At 28.0% G+C, this 22,998-nt stretch carries 34 protein-coding genes; 15 read left to right on the plus strand and 19 right to left on the minus strand.

The genetic code is table 11. The features are described 5' to 3' along the window. The 15 genes from ACD570_RS00415 (at position 1) to ACD570_RS00485 (ending at position 10,544) form a co-directional block, all read left to right on the plus strand. Entirely contained in the window at positions 1 to 555 is a 555-nt protein-coding gene (locus tag ACD570_RS00415; protein WP_337198646.1) for a MotA/TolQ/ExbB proton channel family protein, read from the plus strand. Positions 556 to 564: 9 nt separating this feature from the next. After that, complete coding sequence (locus ACD570_RS00420) at positions 565 to 954, plus strand: ExbD/TolR family protein (RefSeq protein WP_200279813.1); 390 nt, start codon at positions 565 to 567, stop codon at positions 952 to 954. 4 nt (positions 955 to 958) lie between these two features. Continuing rightward, the gene (locus tag ACD570_RS00425; RefSeq protein ID WP_337207612.1) at positions 959 to 1,735 is read left to right on the plus strand and encodes a TonB C-terminal domain-containing protein; all 777 of its coding nucleotides are present in this window, start codon (positions 959 to 961) and stop codon (positions 1,733 to 1,735) included. Between the two features lie 13 nt (positions 1,736 to 1,748). After that, a complete protein-coding gene (gene tolB, locus ACD570_RS00430) occupies positions 1,749 to 2,960 on the plus strand; it encodes a Tol-Pal system protein TolB (RefSeq protein WP_200279809.1) in 1,212 nt (403 codons plus the stop codon). A 78-nt stretch (positions 2,961 to 3,038) separates the two neighbouring features. Further along, complete coding sequence (gene pal, locus ACD570_RS00435; protein WP_200279807.1) at positions 3,039 to 3,536, plus strand: peptidoglycan-associated lipoprotein Pal; 498 nt, start codon at positions 3,039 to 3,041, stop codon at positions 3,534 to 3,536. 3 nt (positions 3,537 to 3,539) lie between these two features. Further along, entirely contained in the window at positions 3,540 to 4,499 is a 960-nt protein-coding gene (locus ACD570_RS00440; RefSeq protein ID WP_200279805.1) for a tetratricopeptide repeat protein, read from the plus strand. Between the two features lie 12 nt (positions 4,500 to 4,511). Beyond that, on the plus strand, positions 4,512 to 5,069 hold the full coding sequence (locus tag ACD570_RS00445) for a peptidylprolyl isomerase (protein WP_337198644.1): 558 nt from the start codon (positions 4,512 to 4,514) through the stop codon (positions 5,067 to 5,069). After that, complete coding sequence (gene fabD / locus ACD570_RS00450; RefSeq protein WP_337196893.1) at positions 5,069 to 5,992, plus strand: ACP S-malonyltransferase; 924 nt, start codon at positions 5,069 to 5,071, stop codon at positions 5,990 to 5,992. The genes ACD570_RS00445 and fabD overlap by 1 nt, the downstream gene beginning before the upstream one ends. Further along, positions 5,989 to 6,675 (plus strand): 5'-methylthioadenosine/adenosylhomocysteine nucleosidase, encoded by a 687-nt coding sequence (locus ACD570_RS00455; RefSeq protein WP_200279800.1) that lies wholly within the window; start codon positions 5,989 to 5,991, stop codon positions 6,673 to 6,675. The genes fabD and ACD570_RS00455 overlap by 4 nt, the downstream gene beginning before the upstream one ends. Continuing rightward, positions 6,672 to 7,427 carry an ATP-binding protein gene (locus tag ACD570_RS00460; RefSeq protein ID WP_239820221.1) on the plus strand — a complete coding sequence of 252 codons (756 nt, stop codon included), beginning with the start codon at positions 6,672 to 6,674 and terminating at the stop codon, positions 7,425 to 7,427. Before ACD570_RS00455 ends, ACD570_RS00460 begins: the two co-directional genes overlap by 4 nt. 5 nt (positions 7,428 to 7,432) lie before the next feature. Next, positions 7,433 to 7,957: an isochorismatase family cysteine hydrolase gene (locus ACD570_RS00465; protein ID WP_239820220.1), complete on the plus strand. Its 525-nt coding sequence runs from the start codon at positions 7,433 to 7,435 to the stop codon at positions 7,955 to 7,957. 17 nt (positions 7,958 to 7,974) lie between these two features. Further along, complete coding sequence (recO, locus tag ACD570_RS00470) at positions 7,975 to 8,589, plus strand: recombination protein RecO (RefSeq protein ID WP_200279791.1); 615 nt, start codon at positions 7,975 to 7,977, stop codon at positions 8,587 to 8,589. After that, a complete protein-coding gene (gene ybeY, locus ACD570_RS00475; RefSeq protein WP_200279788.1) occupies positions 8,586 to 8,990 on the plus strand; it encodes an rRNA maturation RNase YbeY in 405 nt (134 codons plus the stop codon). The genes recO and ybeY overlap by 4 nt, the downstream gene beginning before the upstream one ends. Positions 8,991 to 9,085: 95 nt before the next feature. Next, the gene (locus ACD570_RS00480; protein WP_417904303.1) at positions 9,086 to 9,733 is read left to right on the plus strand and encodes an SLC13 family permease; all 648 of its coding nucleotides are present in this window, start codon (positions 9,086 to 9,088) and stop codon (positions 9,731 to 9,733) included. Beyond that, complete coding sequence (locus ACD570_RS00485; protein ID WP_417904446.1) at positions 9,627 to 10,544, plus strand: DASS family sodium-coupled anion symporter; 918 nt, start codon at positions 9,627 to 9,629, stop codon at positions 10,542 to 10,544. Before ACD570_RS00480 ends, ACD570_RS00485 begins: the two co-directional genes overlap by 107 nt. Positions 10,545 to 10,708: 164 nt before the next feature. Here the strand turns inward: ACD570_RS00485 and ACD570_RS00490 are convergent, their stop codons facing one another. The 19 genes from ACD570_RS00490 to ACD570_RS00580 form a co-directional block, all read right to left on the minus strand. Further along, positions 10,709 to 10,915, minus strand: coding sequence for a hypothetical protein (locus tag ACD570_RS00490; RefSeq protein ID WP_337198642.1), 207 nt, complete (start codon positions 10,913 to 10,915; stop codon positions 10,709 to 10,711). Positions 10,916 to 10,925: 10 nt separating this feature from the next. Then, on the minus strand, positions 10,926 to 11,348 hold the full coding sequence (locus ACD570_RS00495) for a hypothetical protein (protein WP_337199991.1): 423 nt from the start codon (positions 11,346 to 11,348) through the stop codon (positions 10,926 to 10,928). Between the two features lie 194 nt (positions 11,349 to 11,542). Continuing rightward, the gene (gene bamE / locus ACD570_RS00500; RefSeq protein WP_200279773.1) at positions 11,543 to 11,866 is read right to left on the minus strand and encodes an outer membrane protein assembly factor BamE domain-containing protein; all 324 of its coding nucleotides are present in this window, start codon (positions 11,864 to 11,866) and stop codon (positions 11,543 to 11,545) included. Further along, complete coding sequence (locus ACD570_RS00505) at positions 11,866 to 12,069, minus strand: YqaE/Pmp3 family membrane protein (protein WP_200279770.1); 204 nt, start codon at positions 12,067 to 12,069, stop codon at positions 11,866 to 11,868. Before ACD570_RS00505 ends, bamE begins: the two co-directional genes overlap by 1 nt. 336 nt (positions 12,070 to 12,405) lie before the next feature. After that, positions 12,406 to 13,344 carry a thioredoxin-disulfide reductase gene (trxB, locus tag ACD570_RS00510; protein ID WP_200279768.1) on the minus strand — a complete coding sequence of 313 codons (939 nt, stop codon included), beginning with the start codon at positions 13,342 to 13,344 and terminating at the stop codon, positions 12,406 to 12,408. Positions 13,345 to 13,472: 128 nt separating this feature from the next. Further along, positions 13,473 to 13,787, minus strand: a complete 315-nt coding sequence (trxA, locus tag ACD570_RS00515) for a thioredoxin (protein ID WP_200279765.1) — start codon at positions 13,785 to 13,787, stop codon at positions 13,473 to 13,475. Between the two features lie 56 nt (positions 13,788 to 13,843). Further along, positions 13,844 to 14,182 carry a YraN family protein gene (locus ACD570_RS00520; RefSeq protein ID WP_200279763.1) on the minus strand — a complete coding sequence of 113 codons (339 nt, stop codon included), beginning with the start codon at positions 14,180 to 14,182 and terminating at the stop codon, positions 13,844 to 13,846. A 1-nt stretch (position 14,183) separates the two neighbouring features. After that, positions 14,184 to 15,431 (minus strand): homoserine dehydrogenase, encoded by a 1,248-nt coding sequence (locus tag ACD570_RS00525; RefSeq protein ID WP_337207613.1) that lies wholly within the window; start codon positions 15,429 to 15,431, stop codon positions 14,184 to 14,186. Between the two features lie 2 nt (positions 15,432 to 15,433). After that, positions 15,434 to 16,636: an LL-diaminopimelate aminotransferase gene (locus ACD570_RS00530; RefSeq protein ID WP_239820217.1), complete on the minus strand. Its 1,203-nt coding sequence runs from the start codon at positions 16,634 to 16,636 to the stop codon at positions 15,434 to 15,436. Between the two features lie 10 nt (positions 16,637 to 16,646). Then, positions 16,647 to 17,453, minus strand: a complete 807-nt coding sequence (locus ACD570_RS00535; protein WP_239820216.1) for a hypothetical protein — start codon at positions 17,451 to 17,453, stop codon at positions 16,647 to 16,649. Beyond that, a complete protein-coding gene (locus ACD570_RS00540) occupies positions 17,447 to 18,385 on the minus strand; it encodes a hypothetical protein (RefSeq protein ID WP_200279755.1) in 939 nt (312 codons plus the stop codon). Before ACD570_RS00540 ends, ACD570_RS00535 begins: the two co-directional genes overlap by 7 nt. Then, positions 18,378 to 19,061, minus strand: a complete 684-nt coding sequence (locus ACD570_RS00545; RefSeq protein ID WP_200279752.1) for a TrmH family RNA methyltransferase — start codon at positions 19,059 to 19,061, stop codon at positions 18,378 to 18,380. Before ACD570_RS00545 ends, ACD570_RS00540 begins: the two co-directional genes overlap by 8 nt. A gap of 14 nt (positions 19,062 to 19,075) precedes the next feature. Further along, positions 19,076 to 19,900 carry a 16S rRNA (cytidine(1402)-2'-O)-methyltransferase gene (rsmI, locus tag ACD570_RS00550; protein WP_337207614.1) on the minus strand — a complete coding sequence of 275 codons (825 nt, stop codon included), beginning with the start codon at positions 19,898 to 19,900 and terminating at the stop codon, positions 19,076 to 19,078. A gap of 2 nt (positions 19,901 to 19,902) precedes the next feature. Continuing rightward, a complete protein-coding gene (rpmE, locus tag ACD570_RS00555; protein WP_137624064.1) occupies positions 19,903 to 20,103 on the minus strand; it encodes a 50S ribosomal protein L31 in 201 nt (66 codons plus the stop codon). Between the two features lie 79 nt (positions 20,104 to 20,182). Then, a complete protein-coding gene (locus ACD570_RS00560) occupies positions 20,183 to 20,839 on the minus strand; it encodes a 16S rRNA (uracil(1498)-N(3))-methyltransferase (RefSeq protein WP_239820213.1) in 657 nt (218 codons plus the stop codon). A gap of 1 nt (position 20,840) precedes the next feature. After that, on the minus strand, positions 20,841 to 21,248 hold the full coding sequence (locus ACD570_RS00565; RefSeq protein WP_417904304.1) for a hypothetical protein: 408 nt from the start codon (positions 21,246 to 21,248) through the stop codon (positions 20,841 to 20,843). Positions 21,249 to 21,250: 2 nt separating this feature from the next. Continuing rightward, complete coding sequence (locus ACD570_RS00570) at positions 21,251 to 21,676, minus strand: cytochrome c (protein WP_239820212.1); 426 nt, start codon at positions 21,674 to 21,676, stop codon at positions 21,251 to 21,253. Further along, on the minus strand, positions 21,676 to 22,257 hold the full coding sequence (locus ACD570_RS00575) for a 6-pyruvoyl trahydropterin synthase family protein (RefSeq protein WP_200279737.1): 582 nt from the start codon (positions 22,255 to 22,257) through the stop codon (positions 21,676 to 21,678). The genes ACD570_RS00570 and ACD570_RS00575 overlap by 1 nt, the downstream gene beginning before the upstream one ends. Beyond that, entirely contained in the window at positions 22,254 to 22,997 is a 744-nt protein-coding gene (locus ACD570_RS00580; protein ID WP_200279734.1) for a 7-carboxy-7-deazaguanine synthase QueE, read from the minus strand. The genes ACD570_RS00575 and ACD570_RS00580 overlap by 4 nt, the downstream gene beginning before the upstream one ends. Position 22,998 lies beyond the last annotated feature (1 nt).

Consider the following 22,998-nt stretch of genomic DNA (forward strand, 5'->3'; position numbering starts at 1 on the left):
ATGAATTTTGAAGCAATATTTAATTTTTTTGGTAATTCAAGCATAATTACCTATGTAGTTCTTATTTGGCTTTCATTGTATTTCATCCTCTCTTTTTCTATTTTTTTTTCAAGAATGAGCTATATAGCAGCTTGGAAAAATAAAGAAAAAGAAAGTTTAGAAACTTTACTTTTAGGGGAAAAGGATTTGAGTCGAACCGATTCTATTTTAAGAAAATGCACAGACACAAGCCTTAATCATTTAGAAATTTATAAAAATTTAGCTACTCGACGTGCTTCAGGTGGTTTAACTTGGCTTAGCATTATTGCTTCAACCTCTCCTTTTATAGGTCTTTTTGGAACAGTTATTTCTATATTAGAGACCTTTGGAGGTCTTGGAAGTCAAAACTCTTTAAGCATTATTGCGCCACAAATTAGCGAAGCTTTAGTTGCAACTGGCTGTGGAATTTTGGTTGCTATTCCTGCTTATACTTTCCATCTTGTTATTAAAGCTAGAGCTTTTGAACTTTTAAGCATTATTGATAGCGAAATTAAAGTTTTATCCAATCATAACTAAGGCTTTACAATGCTATTTGAAGAACATAAACCAGAACTTAATATTACACCTTTAGTAGATATTATGCTTGTTTTGCTTGCCATATTAATGGTCACAGCTCCAAGCATCACTTATGAAGAAAAAATAAATCTCCCTCAAGGAAGTCAAAAATCCACAAGTGCTCCAACTGTAAAAAGCTTGATCGTAAGTATTAATTCTAAAAAAGAAATTTTCTTAAATCAAGAAAAATATAATTTTGTAAGTTTTGCTGATAATTTAGCACAAAAAAAATCACAATTTAATACTGATGAACCTGTTTTTATTAGAGCTGATAAAAATTTAAAATATGATGATGTTATTTATGTTTTAAGAAGTATTAAAAATTTAGGTTTTACCAAAGTTGCATTACAAACAGAATAAAAATATGAAAAAATATGGTTTAAGCAATCTAAATTCTTTTTTATTGGCTTTAGTAGTTTATTTAATTGTTATTGCCTTTGTTTTTTTTAGGCTTGTAACCCAAGTTGCTCCAGCTATACAATATACAGATTTAAAAGATAGTTTTATTGATATTGAACTTTCAGAGCCTTCTAAACAAATTTCTACCAATCCAAATACATCAAAAAATTTACAAAAGCCAAATGATCAAGTTGATATCAATAAACTTTTCGCACAAACAACAAATCAAAGTGTTAAAACCGAAGATATTGATCAACAAGCAAATAATTTCAATGAACTTTTTGGCAATATAAAAGAAATGCAGGATGCAAAAACAACAAAAATACAGGCAAATGCTCAATCAAAAAGCTCAACAACTCTAAAACCTCAAGCTTCAGAGCTTATTAAAAAACTCAATGATAGTCTAATCGAAGAAGAAAATCTCACTCAAGGCGAAAGTACTGAAACTCAAAAAATGGGTGTCTATGATGAATTTCTAGGTAAAGTTGTACGTGTCATTACTCAAAGATGGAAACAGTACTATCCTAACAACAAAGAAATCAGCGTAAGGGTAAAAATATTTATTGATGAAAATGGAAAATTTGGTTATACTTCAGTGGAAAAAAGTGGTGATTCTTTATATGATGCTAAAGTAGCAGAATTTTTAGAAAGTCAAAAAGGAAAATTCATAACTTATCCACCTCAAAATAAAAGTATAAGTATAATTATGAATTTAAAAGATGAAATAAAAAATCAACAATAATTTAGGAGAAAAAATGAAAAAATTTTTTACTGTTTTTTTGCTCTTTGTGGGTGTTCTTTGGGCTGAAGATCCAACAATTACGGTCGTTAATTCAGGTGTAGTTTTACCAAAAATTATCGTTAAAGATAATTCTAATATAAATGATGCTGCTTTAAAACGCAGTTTTTATAATATAATTGTCAATGATTTAAAAGTAAGTTCAAATTTTGATGTTGTAAGCGATGCTACTGAAAAAAATAATTATGTTTTTGAATATGCTCTAAGCCAAAATGGAAATAGCTTAAATTTAAATGTTAAAATTAAAGCTGGAGGAATTGAAAAATCAAATCAAACTTATACATTAAATAGTATTGACCAATATCCTTTTTTAGCACATAAAAGTATCAAAGCTTCTGTTAGTGCTTTAGGTCTACCTCCGATTGATTGGATGGATCATAAAATTTTAATAGCCAGAAATTCAAGCTCTAAAAGAAGTCAAATTATCATAGCTGATTATACTCTAACATATCAAAAAGTTATTATTGATGGCGGTTTAAATTTATTCCCAAAATGGGGCAATAAAGAGCAAACTATATTTTATTACACAGCTTATGATAACAATATGCCTACACTTTATCGTTATAATTTAAATTCTAATAAAGCCAATAAAATTTTATCAAGTGGTGGTATGGTTGTAGCTAGTGATGTAAGCTCAGATGGCAATAAGCTTCTTATCACTATGGCTCCAAAAGATCAACCTGATATTTATCTATATGACCTAAGCAGTAAAAAATTAACACAACTTACTAATTATTCTGGCATTGATGTTAATGGTAATTTTATAGGAAATAATGATGACAAAATGGTCTTTGTCAGTGATCGTTTAGGCTATCCAAATATTTTCTTAAAAAATTTAGATGGCTCTAGTGGTGCCGAACAAGCTGTTTTTCACGGAAAAAATAACTCAGCAGTTTCCACTTATAAGGATTTTTTAGTATATTCTAGCAGAGAAGCTAATCAATATGGAGTTTTTAATATCTATTTAACATCAATTAATGGTAACGATGTAAGACAACTTACAGCCAATGGAAAAAATTTATTTCCAAGATTTTCTAGTGATGGTGGTAGTATAGTTTTTATTAAGTATCTTGGTGCACAAAGTGCTTTAGGTGTTATAAGAGTAAATGCAAATAAAACTTTTTACTTTCCTTTAAAGCTTGGAAAAATTCAATCTATTGATTGGTAAAATTAGTATTATGAGTTGCAATTAATAAAAAATTTAGATATAATACCTTTAAATCTATTCATATTGGAAAGGTCGGAAATGAAAAAAATTATTTTTAGTTCGATTGCCGCGTTTGCAGTAATCATTAGTGGATGTAGCACAAAAAGTACTAGCGTAAGTAGTGATACTAGTGTAGATTCTAACAAAGGTTCAAGTGGAAGAGATAATTGGGATATTGATTCAAGAATTTCTCAACTTAATGATACTTTAAACAAAGTATATTTTGATTTTGATAAATTCAATATTCGTCCAGATATGCAAAATGTTATCAATAATAATGCAAATATCTTCAATACTGAAGTAAGCGGAGCTAATATCACAGTTGAGGGTAATTGTGATGAATGGGGAACTGATGAATATAACCAAGCTTTAGGTTTAAAAAGAGCAAAAGCTGTTAAAGAAGCTTTAGTAGCTCAAGGAGTAAATTCAGATAGAATTTCTATTAAAAGTTATGGTGAAACAAATCCAGTTTGTACAGAAAAAACAAAAGCTTGCGATGCACAAAATAGACGTGCTGAATTTAAACTTTCAAAATAATCTATGAAAAAAATACTTTTAGTAGCTCTTTTTACTGGAGCTACTTTACTTCATGCTGAAAACTCGGCTTTTGGAGCAGGAGATATAACAAGTAATAATGCATATGGTTTAAGCTCGAGCGAAAGATTACTCAAAGAAAAACTTGATTCTTTAAGCAATAACAATTCTCAAATAAATGCAAGAATTGATGAAATTCAAGAAAGAATTGAAGGTTTGCAAAGTACCTTAGAGGGTATTAATTCTCAATATGCAAAATCTAATTCTAGATTAACTCAGTTAGAATCAAAAAATGATAGTTTAGAAAATAACCTAACTGTAGAAATTCAAAATTTAAAAAAATATGTTGAAGAAAGCAGAAAAATCCAAGAAGCCAATAATAAACAGTTTAAAAAAATTTTAACAGAACTTAGTTCTTTAGTAGATTCTATTAATGCAAATTATGTATCCAAGGAAGAACTTAAAGATATAAATTTGAGCATAAACAATATTTCATCAAACACTTCACATAACCATACTGATGATAATTTTAATGAAAAAAAAGACAATCATGCTACAAATAATATAGAAATTCAAGATGTGAATAAAACTATAGATGATTCATGGAAAAAGAAAAAAAACAATGAAATTTTAGACTTAGCAATACAAGATCTCCATAAAGATTTATATGAAGAATGTAAAACCAAATTAAATTATCTTATAGCACAAAAATACAAACCAGCAAGATCAAATTTTTGGCTAGGAGAGATAGAGTATAAACAAAAAAATTACAATGATGCTATTGTTTTTTACAAAAAAAGCTCTGCTATCAGTTCTAAAGGGGATTATTTTCCAAAGCTTTTATATCATACTGCAATTTCATTAGATAAAATAGGCAATACAAAAGCAGCTAATGGATTTTATAAAGCTTTAAAGAAAAATTATCCAAATACACCCGAAGCAAAAGCTTCACCAAATAGAAAATAAAAAAGGAAAAAAATGTCAATAGAAAAAAATAATGTCGTTTCAATGTTTTACGAACTTAAAGATGCAAATACTCAAGAAGTTTTAGAATCTAATTTATATGCTCAACCCATTTCTTTTATAGTTGGAAAAGGACAAATTTTAGAAAGCTTAGAAGAAGAAATTATGAAGCTTAATTGTCCAAGCAATAGCGATGTTTTAATTAAAAAAGAAAAAGGTTTAGGTGAATATGATGCTAATGCTATCCAAACATTACCTAAAGAACAATTTGCAGGAATTGACTTAAAAATAGGTATGGAGCTTTTTGGTGAAGGTGAGAATGGCGAAACCGTTCGCGTAACCGTTAAAGAAATCAATGAAAATGATGTTGTTGTTGATTATAATCATCCTTATGCCGGAAGAGATTTGCTTTTTTCGCTTAATATTGTTGATGTTAGACCAGCTAGCGAAGATGAAATTTTAACAGGAATTATTGCAGGAAGCCATAGTTGCGGTTGTAGTGGAGGACATCACGATCATCATCATCATGGTGGCGGAGGTTGCTGCGGTGGCGGAGGTTGCGGTTGTCACTAATAAATATTGCTTATATATTTCCAGGACAAGGATCTCAAGTTACTGGAATGGGAAAAAGCTTTTATGAAAATTCTAAAAACGCAAAAGAACTTCTTGAAAGTGCAAGTGATTTTTGCAAGATTGATTTTAAGCATTTACTTTTTGAAGAAAATGAACAGTTAAATAAAAGCGAATATACCCAACCTGCTATTGTGTTAAATTCTTTAATGGCCTATACAGCTTTAATAGAACAAAAATCAGATCTAAAGGCTATATTCTCATTAGGACACTCTTTAGGAGAATTTTCGGCTTTGGCAGTTAATGGAGCTTTAGAATTTTTACAAACCCTTGTTTTAGTCAATAAAAGAGGATTGTTTATGCAAGAAGATTGTTCTAAACTTGAAGCAGGAATGATGGTTGTTTTAGGGCTAGAAGATCAAATTGTAGAGAATATTTGCAAAAAAGCTCAAGGAGAAAGCAAAAAAATATTTGCAGCAAACTATAATTGTGATGGTCAAATTGTTGTAGCAGGTTTAAAATCTGATCTTATAAATTATGAAAATGAATTTAAAAAAGCTGGAGCAAAAAGAGTAATGCTTTTAAATATGAGTGTTGCAAGTCATTGCCCTTTATTAGAAAATGCTTCATTAAAACTTTGTATAGAGCTTGAAAAAATACTCAAACCAAATTTTAAAGCTGTAGTTTCAAATGCAAATGCTAAAATTTATACCGATAAAGAACAAGCATTAAAATTGCTTAAATCTCAACTTATTTCTCCTGTTCTTTATAAGCAAAGTATTAAAAATTATGAAAGTGAAATTGATTGCTTTGTAGAATTTGGTTCAAATATCCTTAAAGGCTTAAATAAAAAAATAAGCCCAAAAGAAACTTATTCTTTAACTAATTTTAGCGATATTGATGAATTTTTAAAGGTCATAAAATGAAAATAGCAATTTTAGGTGCAATGCCAGAAGAAATAACTCCTTTACTTGAGATTTTAAAAGAATATAAAAGTATTAAATATGCAAATAATACTTATTATTTAGCAAATTATAAAAATCATGAACTTATCTTAGCTTATTCTAAAATAGGAAAAGTCAATTCAACCCTAAGTGCAAGCATAATGATCGAAAAATTTGGAGCCGAAATTTTACTTTTTACAGGTGTAGCAGGTGCTTTTAATCCAGAATTAGAAATAGGTGATTTGCTCTATGCTACACAATTAGCTCAATACGATCTTGATATAACAGCTTTTGGGCATCCACTTGGTTTTGTTCCTGGAAATGATATTTTTATAAAAACAGATGAGAAATTAAATAATCTTGCTTTAGAAGTTGCCAAAGAATTAAATATTAAACTAAAATCAGGAATCATTGCAACTGGAGATGAATTTATCTGTGATGAAGCAAAAAAAGCAAAAATAAGAGAAATTTTTAAAGCTGATGCTTGTGAAATGGAAGGTGCAAGTGTTGCTTTAGTTTGTGATGCTTTAAAAATACCTTGTTTTATTTTAAGAGCTATGAGCGACAAAGCTGGAGAAAAAGCTGAATTTGATTTTGATGAATTTGTAATTAACTCTGCAAAAATTTCAGCTAATTTTGTTCTTAAAATGTGCGAGAAATTATGATAAACCTCAGCAAAAAGCTTATAAGACAAGTTGCTCAAGCAAATGCTAAATTTGGACTTATTAAGGATGGAGACCGTGTTCTTTTAGGTTTAAGTGGTGGCAAGGATTCTTTAGCTTTAGCACATCTTTTAAATCGTATGCAAGCTCATGCTCCTTTTAAATTTGAGCTCGAAGCTGTCACTTTAAGTTATGGTATGGGAGAAGATTATTCTCAATTGCATGCTCATTGTCAAGAACATGGAATTAAACATAATATTCTTGATTCTAATATCTATGAAGTATCAGGCGATACCATAAGAGAAAATTCTAGTTTCTGTAGCTATTTTTCAAGAATGCGTCGTGGAGCTTTATATACTTATGCTCTTGAAAAAGGTTTTAATAAGCTTGCTATTGCTCATCATTTAGATGATGCGGTAGAAAGTTTTTTTATGAATTTTATTTACAATGGATCATTAAGAACGCTAGCTCCAATCTATAAAAGCAAACGTGGCATAACAGTAATACGTCCTTTAATTTTTGTTAGAGAAAGGCAACTTAGAGATAATGCCATACAAAATGAACTTCAAGTCATAGGAAATGAGTTTTGTCCAGGTATGAAACTTAGTGAAAAAAATATAAAATTTCCACATGCAAGAGAAGAATCCAAACAACTATTAGCTAGCCTAGAAAAAGAGCATCCTAAACTTTTTACTAGTTTAAAAACTGCTTTTTCTAATTTACACATGGAAACCTTTTGGATTAATCAAAATTAAAAGTTATGGAAAAAGCTTTTGTTATTGTTGATTATCAAAATGATTTTATCAATGGAAGCTTAGGTTTTAAAAAAGCTTTAGAAATTAAACAAAATATTCTTAATCATTTAAATCAAATTGACTTTAACACTACACATCTTCTTATTACTTGTGATACACATGATCAAGATTATTTAAAAAGCAAAGAAGGATTAAATCTTCCTATAAAACATTGCATTAAAGGAACTCTTGGTTGGAAAATGCCTAGTGAATTTGATCCTTTTTTGCAAAAAGCCCATAAAATTTTTTATAAAAATACTTTTGGTAGTTTAGATTTTGCCAATTTCATCAATCAAAATTCATATAAAGAAATTTATTTTTGCGGTCTTGTTTCACATATTTGTGTATTTTTTAATATTATTTTGGCTTTTAGCGCAAATCCTGATTCTAAAATTATCCTATATCAAAATTCTACTGCTAGTTTTGATAATAATTTAGAATATTCAGCTTTTTCTTTGCTTAAAGCTTATGGAGTTAAAATAATAAGTTAAATTTCTTATAAATTGCTATGCAGGGTTTTATACTTCATACTCAAAAGGTAAAAGATGAGGATTTGATCGTTTCTATCTTAAGTCCAAAAAGATTTATAAAAACTTATCGTTTTTATGGAGTAAGACATTCTAGTATTTTAAATGGATATAAAATTGATTTTTCCTTAGATGAGCATCCAAATTTTCTTCCAAGACTTAAAGATGTATTACATTTAAATTTTTCTTGGATTATGCATAGAGAAAAAATGTTTATTTGGCAAGAATTTATTCGTCTTTTATTTAATCATTTAAAAGATACGGAAGTGATTGAAGAATTTTATTTTTTACTTTTAGAAGAATGTGTTAAACGATTTGAAAAACAAAATCCTAAAAGAGTTATAGTGGATGCTTATCTTAAAATTTTAGAATTTGAAGGTAGATTATTTCGAGATTTTATTTGTTTTTCTTGTGAAGAAAAAATTCAAAATCAAATCACTCTTATAAGAGCTTTTTTACCTTCACATAATCACTGTGCTTTAGGATATGAATTTGAAGAAAAAAAAATTAAATATTTTTATGAAAATCAAAATTCTCGAATTTTTAATGATGAAGAAATTCAAAATTTATATAATTTAATCAAGGAAGGTCTATGATACTTAGCGATGAAAAATATGAATTTTTGGAAAAAATAGCCAATTTTTTAAGTCCGAAAGATATTGAACTTATTTTTGTTAATAATAAAGAAATGCAAGAAATTAATTTAAATCAAAGAAATCAAAATAAAACAACTGATGTCTTATCTTTTCCACTTGAAAATATAGATGAAAATATTCCTTTAGGCTCTATAGTCATCAACACAGAATTAGCCCAAGAAAAAGCGAAAGAATTTGGCCATAGCTATGAAGAGGAATTAAGCTTGTTATTTATTCATGCTATGCTTCATTTATTAGGCTTTGATCATGAAAAAGATAATGGAGAAATGCGAAAAAAAGAAGAAGAACTTATAAAATACTTCAAATTACCTACAAGTTTAATTGTTAGAACCATAAGTTAAAAATTTATTTTTAACTTTAAATATTTTATTAATTTAAAATTTAAATATAAGATTCTTAAGATATAATTTATTTTTAAATTCTAAAAAGGACAAATATGTTTTATGTAAAACTTTTTATACCTTTTGTGGTTGGATTAATCGTTTATTTTATTCCAATACCAGAAGGTTTAAATGCTAACGCTTGGCTTTATTTTAGTATTTTTATAGGCCTTATTATAGGCTTGATTTTAGAACCTATTTCACCTGCTTTAATTGGAGTTATAGCGGTTACCTTAGCTGTTTTATTTAAAGTTGGACCTGTTGGTTCTAATAACATAGAAACCATTATTAAAGATTCTGTCGCGATAAAATGGGGACTATCAGGATTTTCTGATTCTGTAGTTTGGCTTATTTTTGCTGCTTTTACTATAGGACTTGGTTTTTCAAAAACAGGATTGGGTGAAAGATTGGCTCTTTATCTCGTTTCAAAACTTGGAAAATCTACCTTGGGTTTAGGTTATGCTATTGCTATAGTAGATTTAGTTTTAGCTCCTTTCATACCTAGTAATGCTGCAAGAAGTGGAGGAACGGTTTATCCTATAGTCAGCAACATCTCCCCTATGTTTGAAAGCTATGCGGATAAAAATCCTAGAAAAAATCGGTGCTTATCTTGTATGGATGGGTCTAGCAAGTTCTTGCCTTACGAGTTCTATTTTTCTTACAGGTCAAGCTCCAAACCCACTTGCTCTCTCTTTAATCTCTAAAAATGGAGTTATGGTCGTAGATTGGCTTAGTTGGTTTTTAGCCTTTTTGCCAGTAGGATTAATACTTTTTGTTATTACTCCAATTTTAGGATATTTCATATATCCACCAGAAGTTAAAGGATCAAAAGAAATAGCTATTTGGGCAAATGAAAAATATCAAGCCTTAGGAAAAATGCCAACTTCTCAAATTTTTATGCTTATTATTGCTCTTATTGGATTAGTGCTTTGGGTTGGATCAGGCTTTTTTAAAATCAATGCTACAACTACAGCTTTAATCATGATTATTTTAATGATAGCTTGCAAAATAATTACTTGGCAAGATTTTTTAGGCAACAAGCCAGCTTGGAATACTCTCGTATGGTTTGCAACTCTTGTTACAATGGCAGGTGGACTTAAAAATGTCGGATTTTTAGATTATTTAGCTAATTCTTTAGGACATAAACTTTCAGGTTTTGAGCCATTTATTGCCACAGTTTTACTTTTAATGTTATTTTCTTGGCTTAGATATTTCTTCGCCTCAGGAACTGCTTATGTTACAGCCATCATCGCCGTTTTTGTATCTTTGGCTAGCTCTATCAAGGGAGCAAATCCAGCAGAAGTTATGCTAATACTTACATTACCAATGGGCTTTATGGGTATCATCACTCCTTATGGAACAGGATCTTCTCCTTTATGGTTTGGAAGTAATTATATCAAAGGACCTCAGTTTTTCTTATTAGGTGGAATTTTTGCTTTAATTTACATGGTAATTTATTTTCTTGTGGGAATACCTTGGATTAAATTTATTATGCCTTATTTGAGTTTTCATTGAAAAATTTAATTTTCTCCTTTTTTGGAGAAAATTATTATATTTTTACTATTTTATTTCTTTACATTATTTTTTTGATTAATCCTGTTATTTCGTTTAACAAGGTGTATATAAAGAAAGAATTAATATTATCATTTATATCTTTAAATGTAAGAACATTTAAATCATTAAAATGCTATATATCCATTTTGCGTTTGTCTTAAAAGCCATATAATGCAATAAATTGCAAAAATACTTGCTCCCATTCCACTAAACAAGGCGTTATGAACGCCTTGAAACATTTTTTGAAACATAGGCGATACTGCATTTTCTATATAATAGCTTAAGGTATCTATCCAGTTTGAAGGCAAAATTGAAGGGGTTAATTGTTTCATATTCAGTCTTTTATTTTTGTAATATTGGTATTTCCATTATTTCGCATTTATCTTTATCTGGACTTTTTATTTTTACACCAAAGGCATTTGTATCACTATACGCTTTGTCGCATTTAACTTTTATTAATCTATATCTTCCATTTTTTTCTAATAAGATATAATTACTATAATGTTCTTCATCATTTTTGAAATATTCTTGATCAGAAAATTTATCTTCAATAGTATTCATTCTATATTTAGCTTCTTGAATACTTGAAATATTTTCTAGCGATTTCCATGAGTAAAGATTATAATTTGGATATTTTTCTTTAATAAGATTATTTGCCTTTTCAAATAATTCTTTATTCCCTTTTTCGTATTCAAATTTAACAAGTTTATCTCCACCACAAGCAATAAAAAATACTGCAACTATCGCAAATAACATTTTTTTCATTTTTTTCCTTTATCTAGTAATTTGGTATGTTTCAGTCTTTGTGATTTCTTCTTCCCCATCAGGACTGATTGATGTTTGAGTCTTTACTCTAAATAATTTATTGTTTTTATTGACAATTTCTTCTTTTTCTATAAAAACTCTTTCTTTTTTAGCATAAAGTTCGCTTCTTTTTTTGACTTCTTCTTTGATTTAAATTACCCACCTAACAAAGGATTTGAATTTCCAGAACCTGAAGTTTTATATTTTTTAACTACTATGCCTTTTTTATTAAATTCAAAAACTGTGCTTTCGTCTTTATCAAATCCAGGAACAGAAGAAATTCTAGTAAAATCATAATACCATACCTCTTTATTGCCCAAACTTGTTTTTCTTACAGGATAACCTATAATTTTTTCTACATCTTCTTGAGTACTCTTTCCTATAACAATAGAATTTAATTTATCTTGATTAACTTCTAAACCTTTTTGATAACAAGCGCCTAAAATAAAAGCTAAAATAATAGATAATAAATATTTCATTAAATTTTCCCTTCTTGGTTTTTTAAAATATTTGCAATTTTTTTATCTGTTTTATATTGGTTAAGAGCATATACAGCCCAAACCATAGCGGGTAGCCAGCCAATAAGGGTAATTTGCAAAATAAAACATATAATTGCAGAAAAGGGTTTGCCTATAGTAAAAAAACCGAGCCAAGGCAACAAAATACAAATGATTAATCTCATTCTTTCTCCTTAAAATTAAATTCGAAAAAATTATAACCCCCCCCCCTATTAATTTACACTGAAATTAAGAAATATTACATATAAAATCATAAAAATTATGAATTATTCTAAGCTCTTATTAATTATTCAATAACAAATAATGAGATTTCTTATAAATTTTTTAGTATAAAATTTTGATAAATTGATTTATTAAATAATGAAGTTAAAATAATGCTAAATATTTAAGCAATACTTCTGTATTAATGTAAAAAATTTTTAAAATAAATTATTTTTATTTTTGAAAGAAGATTTTTATAATTATCAAAATTAGGTTAGAAATTTTCTAACCTAAAAATATTAATGTAGGCTTTCTATATAAGCCATAGCACTAAGTGCAGCTATAGCCCCATCTCCTGCAGCACAAATAACTTGCTTTGGAGCATCTTTTCTCAAATCTCCTGCAGCAAAAAGCCCAGAAACACTCGTTTGCATTTTAAGATCAACACTCACTTGCCCACCTTCTTCCATAGAACATAAAAATTGGCCATTATCTTGCTTTAAAATTTCATTTCTCACATTTAAACCAACAAAAGTAAAAATTCCTGGAACTTTTAAATCTCTAATGCTCCCATCTTTTAGCTTCACTTTTACTCCGCTAACACCCATTTTATCACCATAAACTTCATCAATACTCGCGCTAGTGATCAATTCAATTTTTTCATTTTTCTTTACTTTTTCAACCGTTGAAGGAGCGGCTCTAAATTCATCTCTACGATGGATAAGATAAACTTTAGAACAAATATTAGCAAGATATAAAGATTCTTCTAATGCTGTATCTCCACCACCTAAAACAGCTACTTCTTTATTTTTATAAAAAAATCCATCACACGTTGCACAAGTACTCACTCCTTTTCCAAAAAATTCATCTTCTCCTTTAAAACCTGCTCTTTTTGGAGCTGATCCTGTGCAAACAATTACAGCTTTTGCTGTTTCTGTTTTTCCACCTTCTAATTTAATAGTGAAAGTTTTATCATCATTTTGTAAAATTTGCTCCACACCGACCATTTCATGTTTAAGACCAAAACGCATACATTGTTCATTCCAAGGAGCCATAAAAGAAATTCCATCCATAACTTGCGCCACACCTGGATAATTTTCAATTTCAGAACTTGAAGTGATCTGCCCTCCTGGCATACCTTTTTCAAACATTACTACATTTTTTAAGCCACCGCGAGTTGCATAAAGACCAGCACTAAGACCAGCTGGACCTCCACCTATAATTGCTAAATCTAACATATATTTTCCTTTTATTTTTATTTTTGTCAATAATAATATAAAAATTATTCTTAATAGTAGATAATAAAAATTATTATTTAGTATAAATTTGAAATTTGAAAAAGCTAGAATATACTAGCTTTTTAAGATTAAAGTAGAGAATTAAGTTTATCAGTGATAGCTTGTTTTGATTGCGCACCTACAAGTTGATCTACAACCTCTCCATTTTTAAAAAATATTAAAGTAGGAATTGATCTTACTCCATACTCTGCTGCTAAATCACCTTGTTCATCTGTATTGATTTTACAAATTTTTGCTTTTCCTTCAAAATCATTTGCAAGTTCATCAATTACAGGAGCAAGCATTCTGCAAGGTCCGCACCAAGGAGCCCAAAAGTCAACTAACGCGACACCTTCTTTTACTTGTGAAAAATTTTCAGAAGTTAATTCTATATACTTTCCCATTTTTTTATTCCTTTCGTAGTTTTATCTAATTTTAATTTATTTTTTTAAATATCAGCTTAAAAACTAACATTTTCAATAAATTCTATTATATTATTTTTAACGCAAATTAGATCAATTTGAAAATCATTATTTAATCTTTTTTTCAATAGATAAACTTTAATAGTTTTGATGATTTTTTGATATTTATTATAATCAAAACGTTCATAAATATCATAGCTATTTTGGGTAAATTTAACTTCTATGAAATGCAATATATCATCTTTTATAGCGATAATATCAATTTCACCAAATTTAGAATGAAAATTCCTCTCTAAAATAGTAAATTTATGTTTTTTTAAAAAAATACAAGCTTGATCTTCTCCTTTAATTCCATCAAGATAAGCTTTTAATCCCATTTTACTCTTCTATACGCATCATAAAAGGCTTATCTTTAACAAAGTCTTGTTTTTCTAATATTTTAATCAAGGCTTTGATACTTTTTTCATAAGTAAAATGTGTGGTAAAAAATAAAGTTGTATAGTTTTCATCTTTTTTAGATTTTTGTAAAAAACTATCTATTGAAATTAAATTTTTAGACATAAGTTGTGTGATTTCAGATAGCACACCTATTTTATCTTCAACTTTAATTCTTAAATAATATTTTGTATAAATTTCATCTTGTTTTAAAAGTTTAAATTCAATATTTTTTCTAAAACCTAACATAGGTGATCTAAGATTTTCCTTTGCAACATCAATTAGATCTGAAATAACAGCACTTGCAGTTGCCATTCCTCCAGCTCCAGCTCCATAATATAAACTTTCTCCTAGCAAATCTCCTTCAATAGAAATCGCATTCATCACACCATCTACTTTTGAGAGAATTTTATCCTTGCTGATCATAGTAGGATGAACTCTCAATTCTACACAAGAATTCTTTAATTTAGCAATACCTAAGAGTTTAATTGTAAAATCAAACTCTTTAGCAAAATACATATCTTCAGGTCCTATGTTTTCAATACCTTCAATTAAAATATCTTCAGGCTTGGCATCCAAATGATAAGCAATACTGGCTAAAATTAAAAGCTTATGGGCAGCATCTTTACCTTGTATATCAAAACTTGGATCTGATTCGGCATAACCTAATTCTTGAGCTTTTTTTAAGGCCTTGTTAAAATCCATTCCCTCTTGCATACAAGTTAAAATATAATTACAGGTACCATTTAAAATACCTTTTATACTTATAATATTATTAGCACTTAAGCCCTCTTTTAAAACTTTAATAATTGGAATACCTCCAGCCACACTAGCTTCATATCCAAATGCTAAATTTTTAGCTAAATTTTCAAGCTCATAACGATGATAAGCTAATAAAGCTTTGTTAGCTGTTACAACACTTTTTCCTTTTTTTAAAATTTCACTTATAAGTTCATAGGGTTTATCGATTCCACCCATAAGCTCAACAAAAACATCGATATCATCTCGATTTAAAATTTCATTGACATTTGTTGTTATTGGAATTAAAGCATTATTTTTTGGAGTTTTTGCTAAAGCAATTACTGGAATAATATCCTGTCCACATCTAGCCTTAATTATCTTTTGATTTTCTAGTAAAGTTTTAACAACTGCGCTACCTACGGTTCCATAACCTAAAATCGCTACTTTCATGATTATTCTTTAAGATATTTTTTTATATTTCTGGAAGCTTGACGTATACGATTTTCATTTTCTATTAAAGCAATACGCACATAATCATCGCCAGCTTCTCCAAAGCCAACTCCTGGGCTAACAGCCACATTAGCTTCTTGTAAAAGTTGCTTTGAAAATTCTAAACTTTTTAAATAAGCTTTTTGAGGTGGAAGTTTTGCCCAAACAAACATGCTTGCTTTAGGTTTTGATAAATTCCAACCTATATTAGAAAAAGACTCGATTAAAACCTGCATTCTTTTTTCATAATTTAATCTAATTTTTTCAACACAACTTTGATCAGAATTTAACGCAACGGTTGCTGCTACTTGTATTGGAGTATACATGCCATAATCAAACCAAGATTTAATTTTTTTTAAAGCATTAATTAAACGCTTATTTCCTGCTACAAAACCCACTCTCCAACCAGCCATATTATAAGATTTTGAAAGAGTATAAGTTTCTACAGCTACATCTTTAGCACCATCGATTTCTAAAATTGATGGAGTTTTGTAAGAATTATATGTTAAATCAGCATAGGCAATATCTGAAATAATATAAAATCTTTCTTTTTTTGCAATTTGAACTAATTTTTCATAAAAACTTTTTTCACAAATTACTGTTGTAGGATTATGCGGAAAATTAACAACTAAATATTTAGGTTTTGGAACACTTTCTTGTAAGGTTGTGTTTAAAATTTGAAAGAATTTATCTTCATCTAATTCAAAGTTTTCATTATAAATCAAAGGCATTTTAACTACATTGCCCCCAGCTATAATAAAAGCTTGAGTATGTATAGGATAAGCAGGAGTTGGAACTATGGCTACATCACCTGGATTAATAATTGCTCTAGCAAGATTAACAAATCCTTCTTTAGAGCCCATAGTTGCAACAACTTCGGTTTCAGGATCAAGGCTAACATTATATTTTCTTTGATACCAATCACAAATAGCTAATCTTAATTTAAAAATTCCAATTGAAGCGGAATAACCTGAGGTTTTATCTTTATTAGCACTTTCGCATAATTTATCAATAATATGCTGCGGAGTCTTTCCATCTGGATTTCCCATAGAAAAATCGATAATATCTTTCCCTAAACGTCTTGCATTCATTTTTATTGCATTAACTTCTGCAAAAACATAATTTGGCAATCTTTCTATAGTATTAAAACGAATTTCATCAAACATTTTTTTCCTTTTATTTTTTCAAAAGCACCTTTAAACCTCTACGAATATTATCTAAACTATACATATCACTTACTATAACATAAACCGACCCACTTGGAATAAATTCTTCAAAATGATTATTTTGTTTATTATTTTTTATACTTTTAATTAAATTGAGATTTTTATCCAAAAACAATATTTTAGGAAACCAAAAATCAGCATCGCTTGCATCTATGACTAATTTAGAGGCATTTTTAGTTGTGAAAATATAATCCTTAAGAGGTCTTTCCAAAATAGTTAAAGAATTTAAAGCAATGTTAACATTAGTATCTAATTTTGCATTATCAAAATTTAAATCATATTGATAAAAATAAGGTCCAATTTGTTTGATATCATCTATATAAACTGAATTTTTTTTCAATAATCTATACAAGGTTCCTGGATCCAATATATACTGGGAATCAACTTGCACTGTATAATCAATATTTCCCTCATGTAAAATTAACTCTGTAGGAATAAAATAAACATATCCACTCTCAACCAAAGCATCAGATAAAATTTTAAAAAAAATAACCGAATCAGCTTTTGCTCTAAAATTTAATTTTAAAGTTTGAGAATTTGGCAAATTTAAATTAAGCAAAGAATTGGTTTTTAAAACTCTTGAAATATTAGCAATATCTAAATTTCCCTTATCATCTAAATAAGAAGAATTTGCAAATAAAAGATTAAGTTGAGAATTTTTACTAGAATCATTAACTAAATTTTGGGCTAATTCTAAACTTGAAATCGCAAATACCGTCTGTATAGAAAAGAAAAAGGAAAAAAATATTCTTACCATTCTCTGCCTTTATTAAATTTCATAAATTCAGCTAATGTAATATTTTTAATTTTACCATCTTTAATTAAAAAGCGTTTAGGGCTTCCAGCTGGAAATTGATGCTCTTTATTGTTTTCATCAATAATACTTAAAGCAGAAGGACCCGTTAAAACCAGCTGATCAACATCTAAAGGAAGGGTAAAATCTTGACTTTTAACAAAACTTGTTTTTTTATATTTTTGCAATTCAATAATACCAATCCAAGTTTTAGTAGAAATTTTAAAATGAGCATTTTTATTAATACTATCTAATTCAGTATTTTGTTCTTTGGGTATAATATCTTCGTCAGTTTTGTTATTTTCTATTGTTATATTTTCATCTGTTTCTTGAATTGTATTTTGACCTTGTGTTTGAGAATCTTGATCATTAGATATTATTTCAGAACTTACGTTTTCATCTAATTTTTCTTTAGTTTCATTATTAATTACAACTACATTGCCTTCTAAAGATTTTAAATTATTTTGCGCCTGTCCTATAATATCTACAACTGCTGTGCTAGAATTATTTTGTTCGTTTTTAAAAAAACCTTTAATTGTGTCAAAATAATAAATTCCTAAAGCTAGAATAATAGCTATAATACAAAGTATAATCAAAGCGGCAAAATTAGTTGATTTTTGATGGTAAGCATCAAGCTTTGGAGTTGTAATTTTTATATTATTATTTTTAACGGTATTTAAATTATTTTCATTTAAATAAGCTTCGTATTCTTCATTAAAATCAGTAAAATCAAGATCATATTCTCGACTCAAAATTTTTATAAAACCTTTTACATTAAAACGGTGCAAAGTTGAAAAATCTTTTTTAATCAAGGCATTTAAAAAATCAAGTTCAATTTGTGTTTTATCCACAACTTCTTTTAAATTAAAATCTTCAATTTTTTTCCAATTAAGCATTTATCATCCTATCACAAAGTATTGCAAAAGCTGCGCTGACATTAAGACTATCAAAACCATGTTTCATCTTTATACCTAAACAGTCATCACACTTATTTATTATTTTTTGGCTCAATCCCAAGCTCTCGCTTCCTAAAATGAGAGCTTTTTTATTTTTTTCAAATCTAAAATCATGAATTTCTTTCCCTCCATTTGCACTAGCAAAAATTTTAAATCCAACTTGTTTTAACTCATTTATAACTGATAAAATATCACGATTTAAAACAATATCAAGATCCAAAGCCGCACCACTACTTGTACGTATCACTCCCTCCATATTTAATCTTTCTCCAATAAAAATAATTCCACCAGCTCCTAAAGCATAGCTAGTTCGTGCAATAGAACCTATATTTCCAACATCACTAATACCGCAAAGTATCACTATAAAATCGCTTTTTTTTAAGGAAGTTAATTCTTTAAATTGATATTCCTCAATGTCAAGTAAAAAACCTTGATGATTTCCACCTTTAGCATAAGCTTGAGCTGTTTTAAAATCAAGTTTTTTAATTTTAAATCCAAAATTTGCAATTTTCTTAAAAATTTCTTTATCACATTCTTTAGCCAAATAAAGCTCTTTAATTAGATCTTTATGATGCTCCAGAATGTAAAAAAATATTTGTTTTCCATAAACTATCATAAATTTGATTGTATCTAATTTTGACTTAAAAGCAGTTTTGCATAAATTTCTTTTGGACTTTTTCCATTGATTTTGGATAAAAGTTTGCTTTTGGTTTTCAGAGGAATATCAAGCTCTAAAATATCACTTTCTAATAAAGAATTATAATTTAAATTTTGATGATTTTTTGAAATAACAAGTACCCATTCTCCATTCAAATTTGCTTCTTTTAGTTCATTAAAAACTTCTTTGGCTTTACCTTTAAATTTTGTTTCAAATTTTTTAGAAATTTCTTTTATTGCAAAAATTTCACGATTTTCATCTATAAAAGAAATTTGCTCCACCAAAGATAAAATTCGCTTAGGCGATTCATAAATAATACTCGCATAAGAATGATTTAAAGCTCTTTGAATATCTTTTATACGATTTTTGCCTTTATTAGCTAAAAAACCCATGAAAACAAATTCTTTTTCACTTAGAGCTGAACTTACAAGAGCAACTAAAGCTGCATTTGCACCTGGTAAAACTTCAAATTTAATACCATTTTTTAAAGCAAAATCAATTAAAGCATACCCAGGATCGCTAATACCTGGCATACCTGCATCACTTAAAAAAGCTATATCTTGAGAAAAAATTTCTGGATTTAGATTCTTTAAAATTTCCTTTTCATTATGAGAATGAAAGGAAATCATTTTTTTAGTTTTAAAATCAATTTTAAATTTATGAGAAAGTGATAAAAGCAAAGACTTGCTTATTCTTGTATCTTCGCAAAAAAAAATTTCACAAGTCTTTAAAAGTTCTAAAGCACGAAAAGATATATCGCCTAAATTTCCTATCGGAGTAGGAATAAAATAGAGCATAATTATTGCATTGCGTATTTTTTCTTAAATTTCTCTACACGACCTGCAGCATCAACTATTTTTTCACTTCCTGTAAAAAAAGGATGACAACTCGAACAAATATCTACTCTTAATTCATTTTTATTAGACTTAGTTACAAAAGTATTGCCACAAGCGCAACTAACTTTACATTCTACATATTCTGGGTGAATTTCTTTTTTCATAACTTTTCCTTAAAAAATAAAACAATAAACGGTGATTATAGTAAATATAATATAAAAATTAGATTAATTTAAGTGTTTTTTAAAGAAGTATTTTTGAGGCAATTGATATAATAGCAGTTTGACTTTTAAGAATATTTTGAGCTTTCAATCTAATTTTTTCTTTAAAAATTTGTTTCTCACTTTGACTAAATCCTCCTTCAGGACCCACAAAATAAATTTTATTTAAATCAAATTCCTTTACTTCTCCTTCAAAATCAACCAAAACAGCTTCTGGAAATTTTTCATAAAAATCTTTTACATGGTTATAAATTTGTATTTTCATTTTACTTTCTCTTCCGCATTGTTCACAAGATGCGATGATAATTTTTTCAAAGCGACTTAAATCTATTTTGAAATTTCTTTGCGAAAAATCAGTAAAAACAAGATGTAAAGTTTCGACCCCAAGTTCATTTAAAAAAGGAAGTGTTTTTTCTAAAATCTTGATATCTATCACAGCTAAAGCTAAATTTAAAGCGGTATTTTTATATGTTGTTTTATTTTCCTTACCTAAAAAATGCAATTGGCAAGAATGACGTTCCACATTAGAAATTTTATAGGTATAAGCAAACTTATCCTTTAAATTTCTTAAAATTAATATTTCGTTTTCTTTAACCCTTCTTGCCTTTAAATGAGCAAATTCTTCACCTTTTAATTTTAAAATTTCCTCACCAGCCTGTTCATGATACAAAAATTGCATTTTATAAATATTTTTTTAAAACAAAAGGCAAAAATAACAATAACATTTCACAAAATAAAATCAAAAAACTCATCCATCTAAAAGCGATATAACGTCTTATTCTGCGAGCTTTTTTAAACTGTATAAAATGAAAAATTGCCAATGCTAAAATTAAAATCCAAGATGCAATCATTAACCAAAAATTTAAACTCATTTGAAATTTTTTTATGGCTAAAAGTAAAAAACCTGTAAAAAGCATAAAAGCTAAAAAAGTATAGTATATAGGCAAAAATAATCGAATTCTACGAATAAAAATAAATTCTGTTTTGAAATTGCCTTGAGTTAAAATCAAATAAAAAAACATTAAAAATCCACTTGCATATAGACTATAAAGATGTAATGCTATAAAAAAATGATAACTTTGTTCCATAATTATTTTACCTTAATAATATATTTTGCTAAATTATCGCTTTGTTCTTTTGTTAAAAAAGCATGAGAATTATCTTTTAATTTTTGAATTTTTAAAGTCCAATTTTCAAAACTTAAGTTCCTAATAGCTACACTTTTTTTAGGTTTTAATTCTCCTTTTTCTCCATGACAACTGGCACATTTTTGTTTATATAAAGAACCTACTATACTCGAATTTGTATTATAAGTTATATTAAAATTGTCCGATTCATCATCCACAGGTAAAGGCAAATTTGTATCGCTTAGTTGCGTTGTTTCATCATTTTTTTCTAACTCAACTTTATCCTCTATAGAATTTTGTTTTTTAGAATTTAACTCATCATTATCACTGCAAGCACTAATTGATAAAGCAATAAGAAAACTTATAATAGTAATTAAAATTTTGCCCATTAGATCTCCTTAGGATTTGTAAAAATATATGAATTTTTTAATTTGTCATAAAAATCTATATCATTCCACTCTGCTTTAATAGCTGGTGAAAATTCAATATCATTAAGAGAAATTTTTGGCAAAATATCTGAATAAGCATCATCTTTAAAAGCTTGAGCATAGCCTGTTCTTGTTTCATGGACTATAATACTTTGCAAATTCACGCCTTGCTCTCCATTAACCATCTTTGTTTGCTTAAGCAAAGCATCAATAAGTATAAAAAACACGCGACAAAAATTTTCAGCACTCACATTAACAGGCAAAGTAATCCATCTTTGAGAATATTTTTTCATCTCGTGCAAATAAGATTGATCATCTTGATTAAAAAGTGTAATAGCGTGATCAAAACTATCAATAATTTGACGAATATAAGTTTTTAAAAGTCCAAAATCATAAACCATTCCAGCATTATCCAAATATTTACTCTCAAGCAAAACTTCGACTTTGTAAGAATGTCCATGTATGCTACTTTTACAACGTTTTGAAGAGCAAAATCTAACAATATGGGCATTTTCAAATTCAAATAATTTTCTAATAATCATACGCTCTCTTTATCATTCCATAAACGAATATGAATTCTATCAGAATAATTATATCCATTCTTGATACAAAATTCAGCAATTTTTTTAGCATTTTTATCTAAATTAATCTGATTTTCCCCCATAGGCATACAAAAAACTTCATTAGGAGCTTCTTTTAAAATTTCTGAAATTTCTTCCGAAGAGGTTTTTAATGTATTTGCATCCAATACAAATTTATAAAAACTATCTTTGGAATTATTTTTAAATGATTTAAGAGCTTTAAAATTCAAACGTTTATGACGATCTACTCCGCTATTTTCTAATTTAACACTTAATGCAAAAATGCATTCTTTGTAAAAAGAATATTTTAAAAAATCAATTTCTATACTACCATTGCTTTCAAAATGAACTTCAAAATTTTCCTCTAATAAAGATTTGATTAAAGTAATAAATTCAGGATTTTGATGATAAATTAAAGGCTCTCCACCTGTAATTACTATGATAGGATTAAACTTATCTTTAAGTTTTATTACTTGATTAAAAATTTCATTTGCATTTAAAATTTTATATTTTTGCTTAAATTCTTGAGTAAAAACAGCTCTTATAGTATCACAACCTTTTAGAATTTTTCCATCTTTTTTAATTTCAACCCCAAAACCACTACAATTGAAATTACAACCTGCAAAACGAATAAAAATAGCTAATTTTCCAGTATATTTGCCCTCTCCTTGGATACTTAAAAAAATTTCAACAATTTGCAAT

It is taken from the genome of Campylobacter sp. LH-2024, assembly GCF_048270605.1.
Taxonomy (GTDB): Bacteria; Campylobacterota; Campylobacteria; order Campylobacterales; family Campylobacteraceae; genus Campylobacter_D; species Campylobacter_D molothri.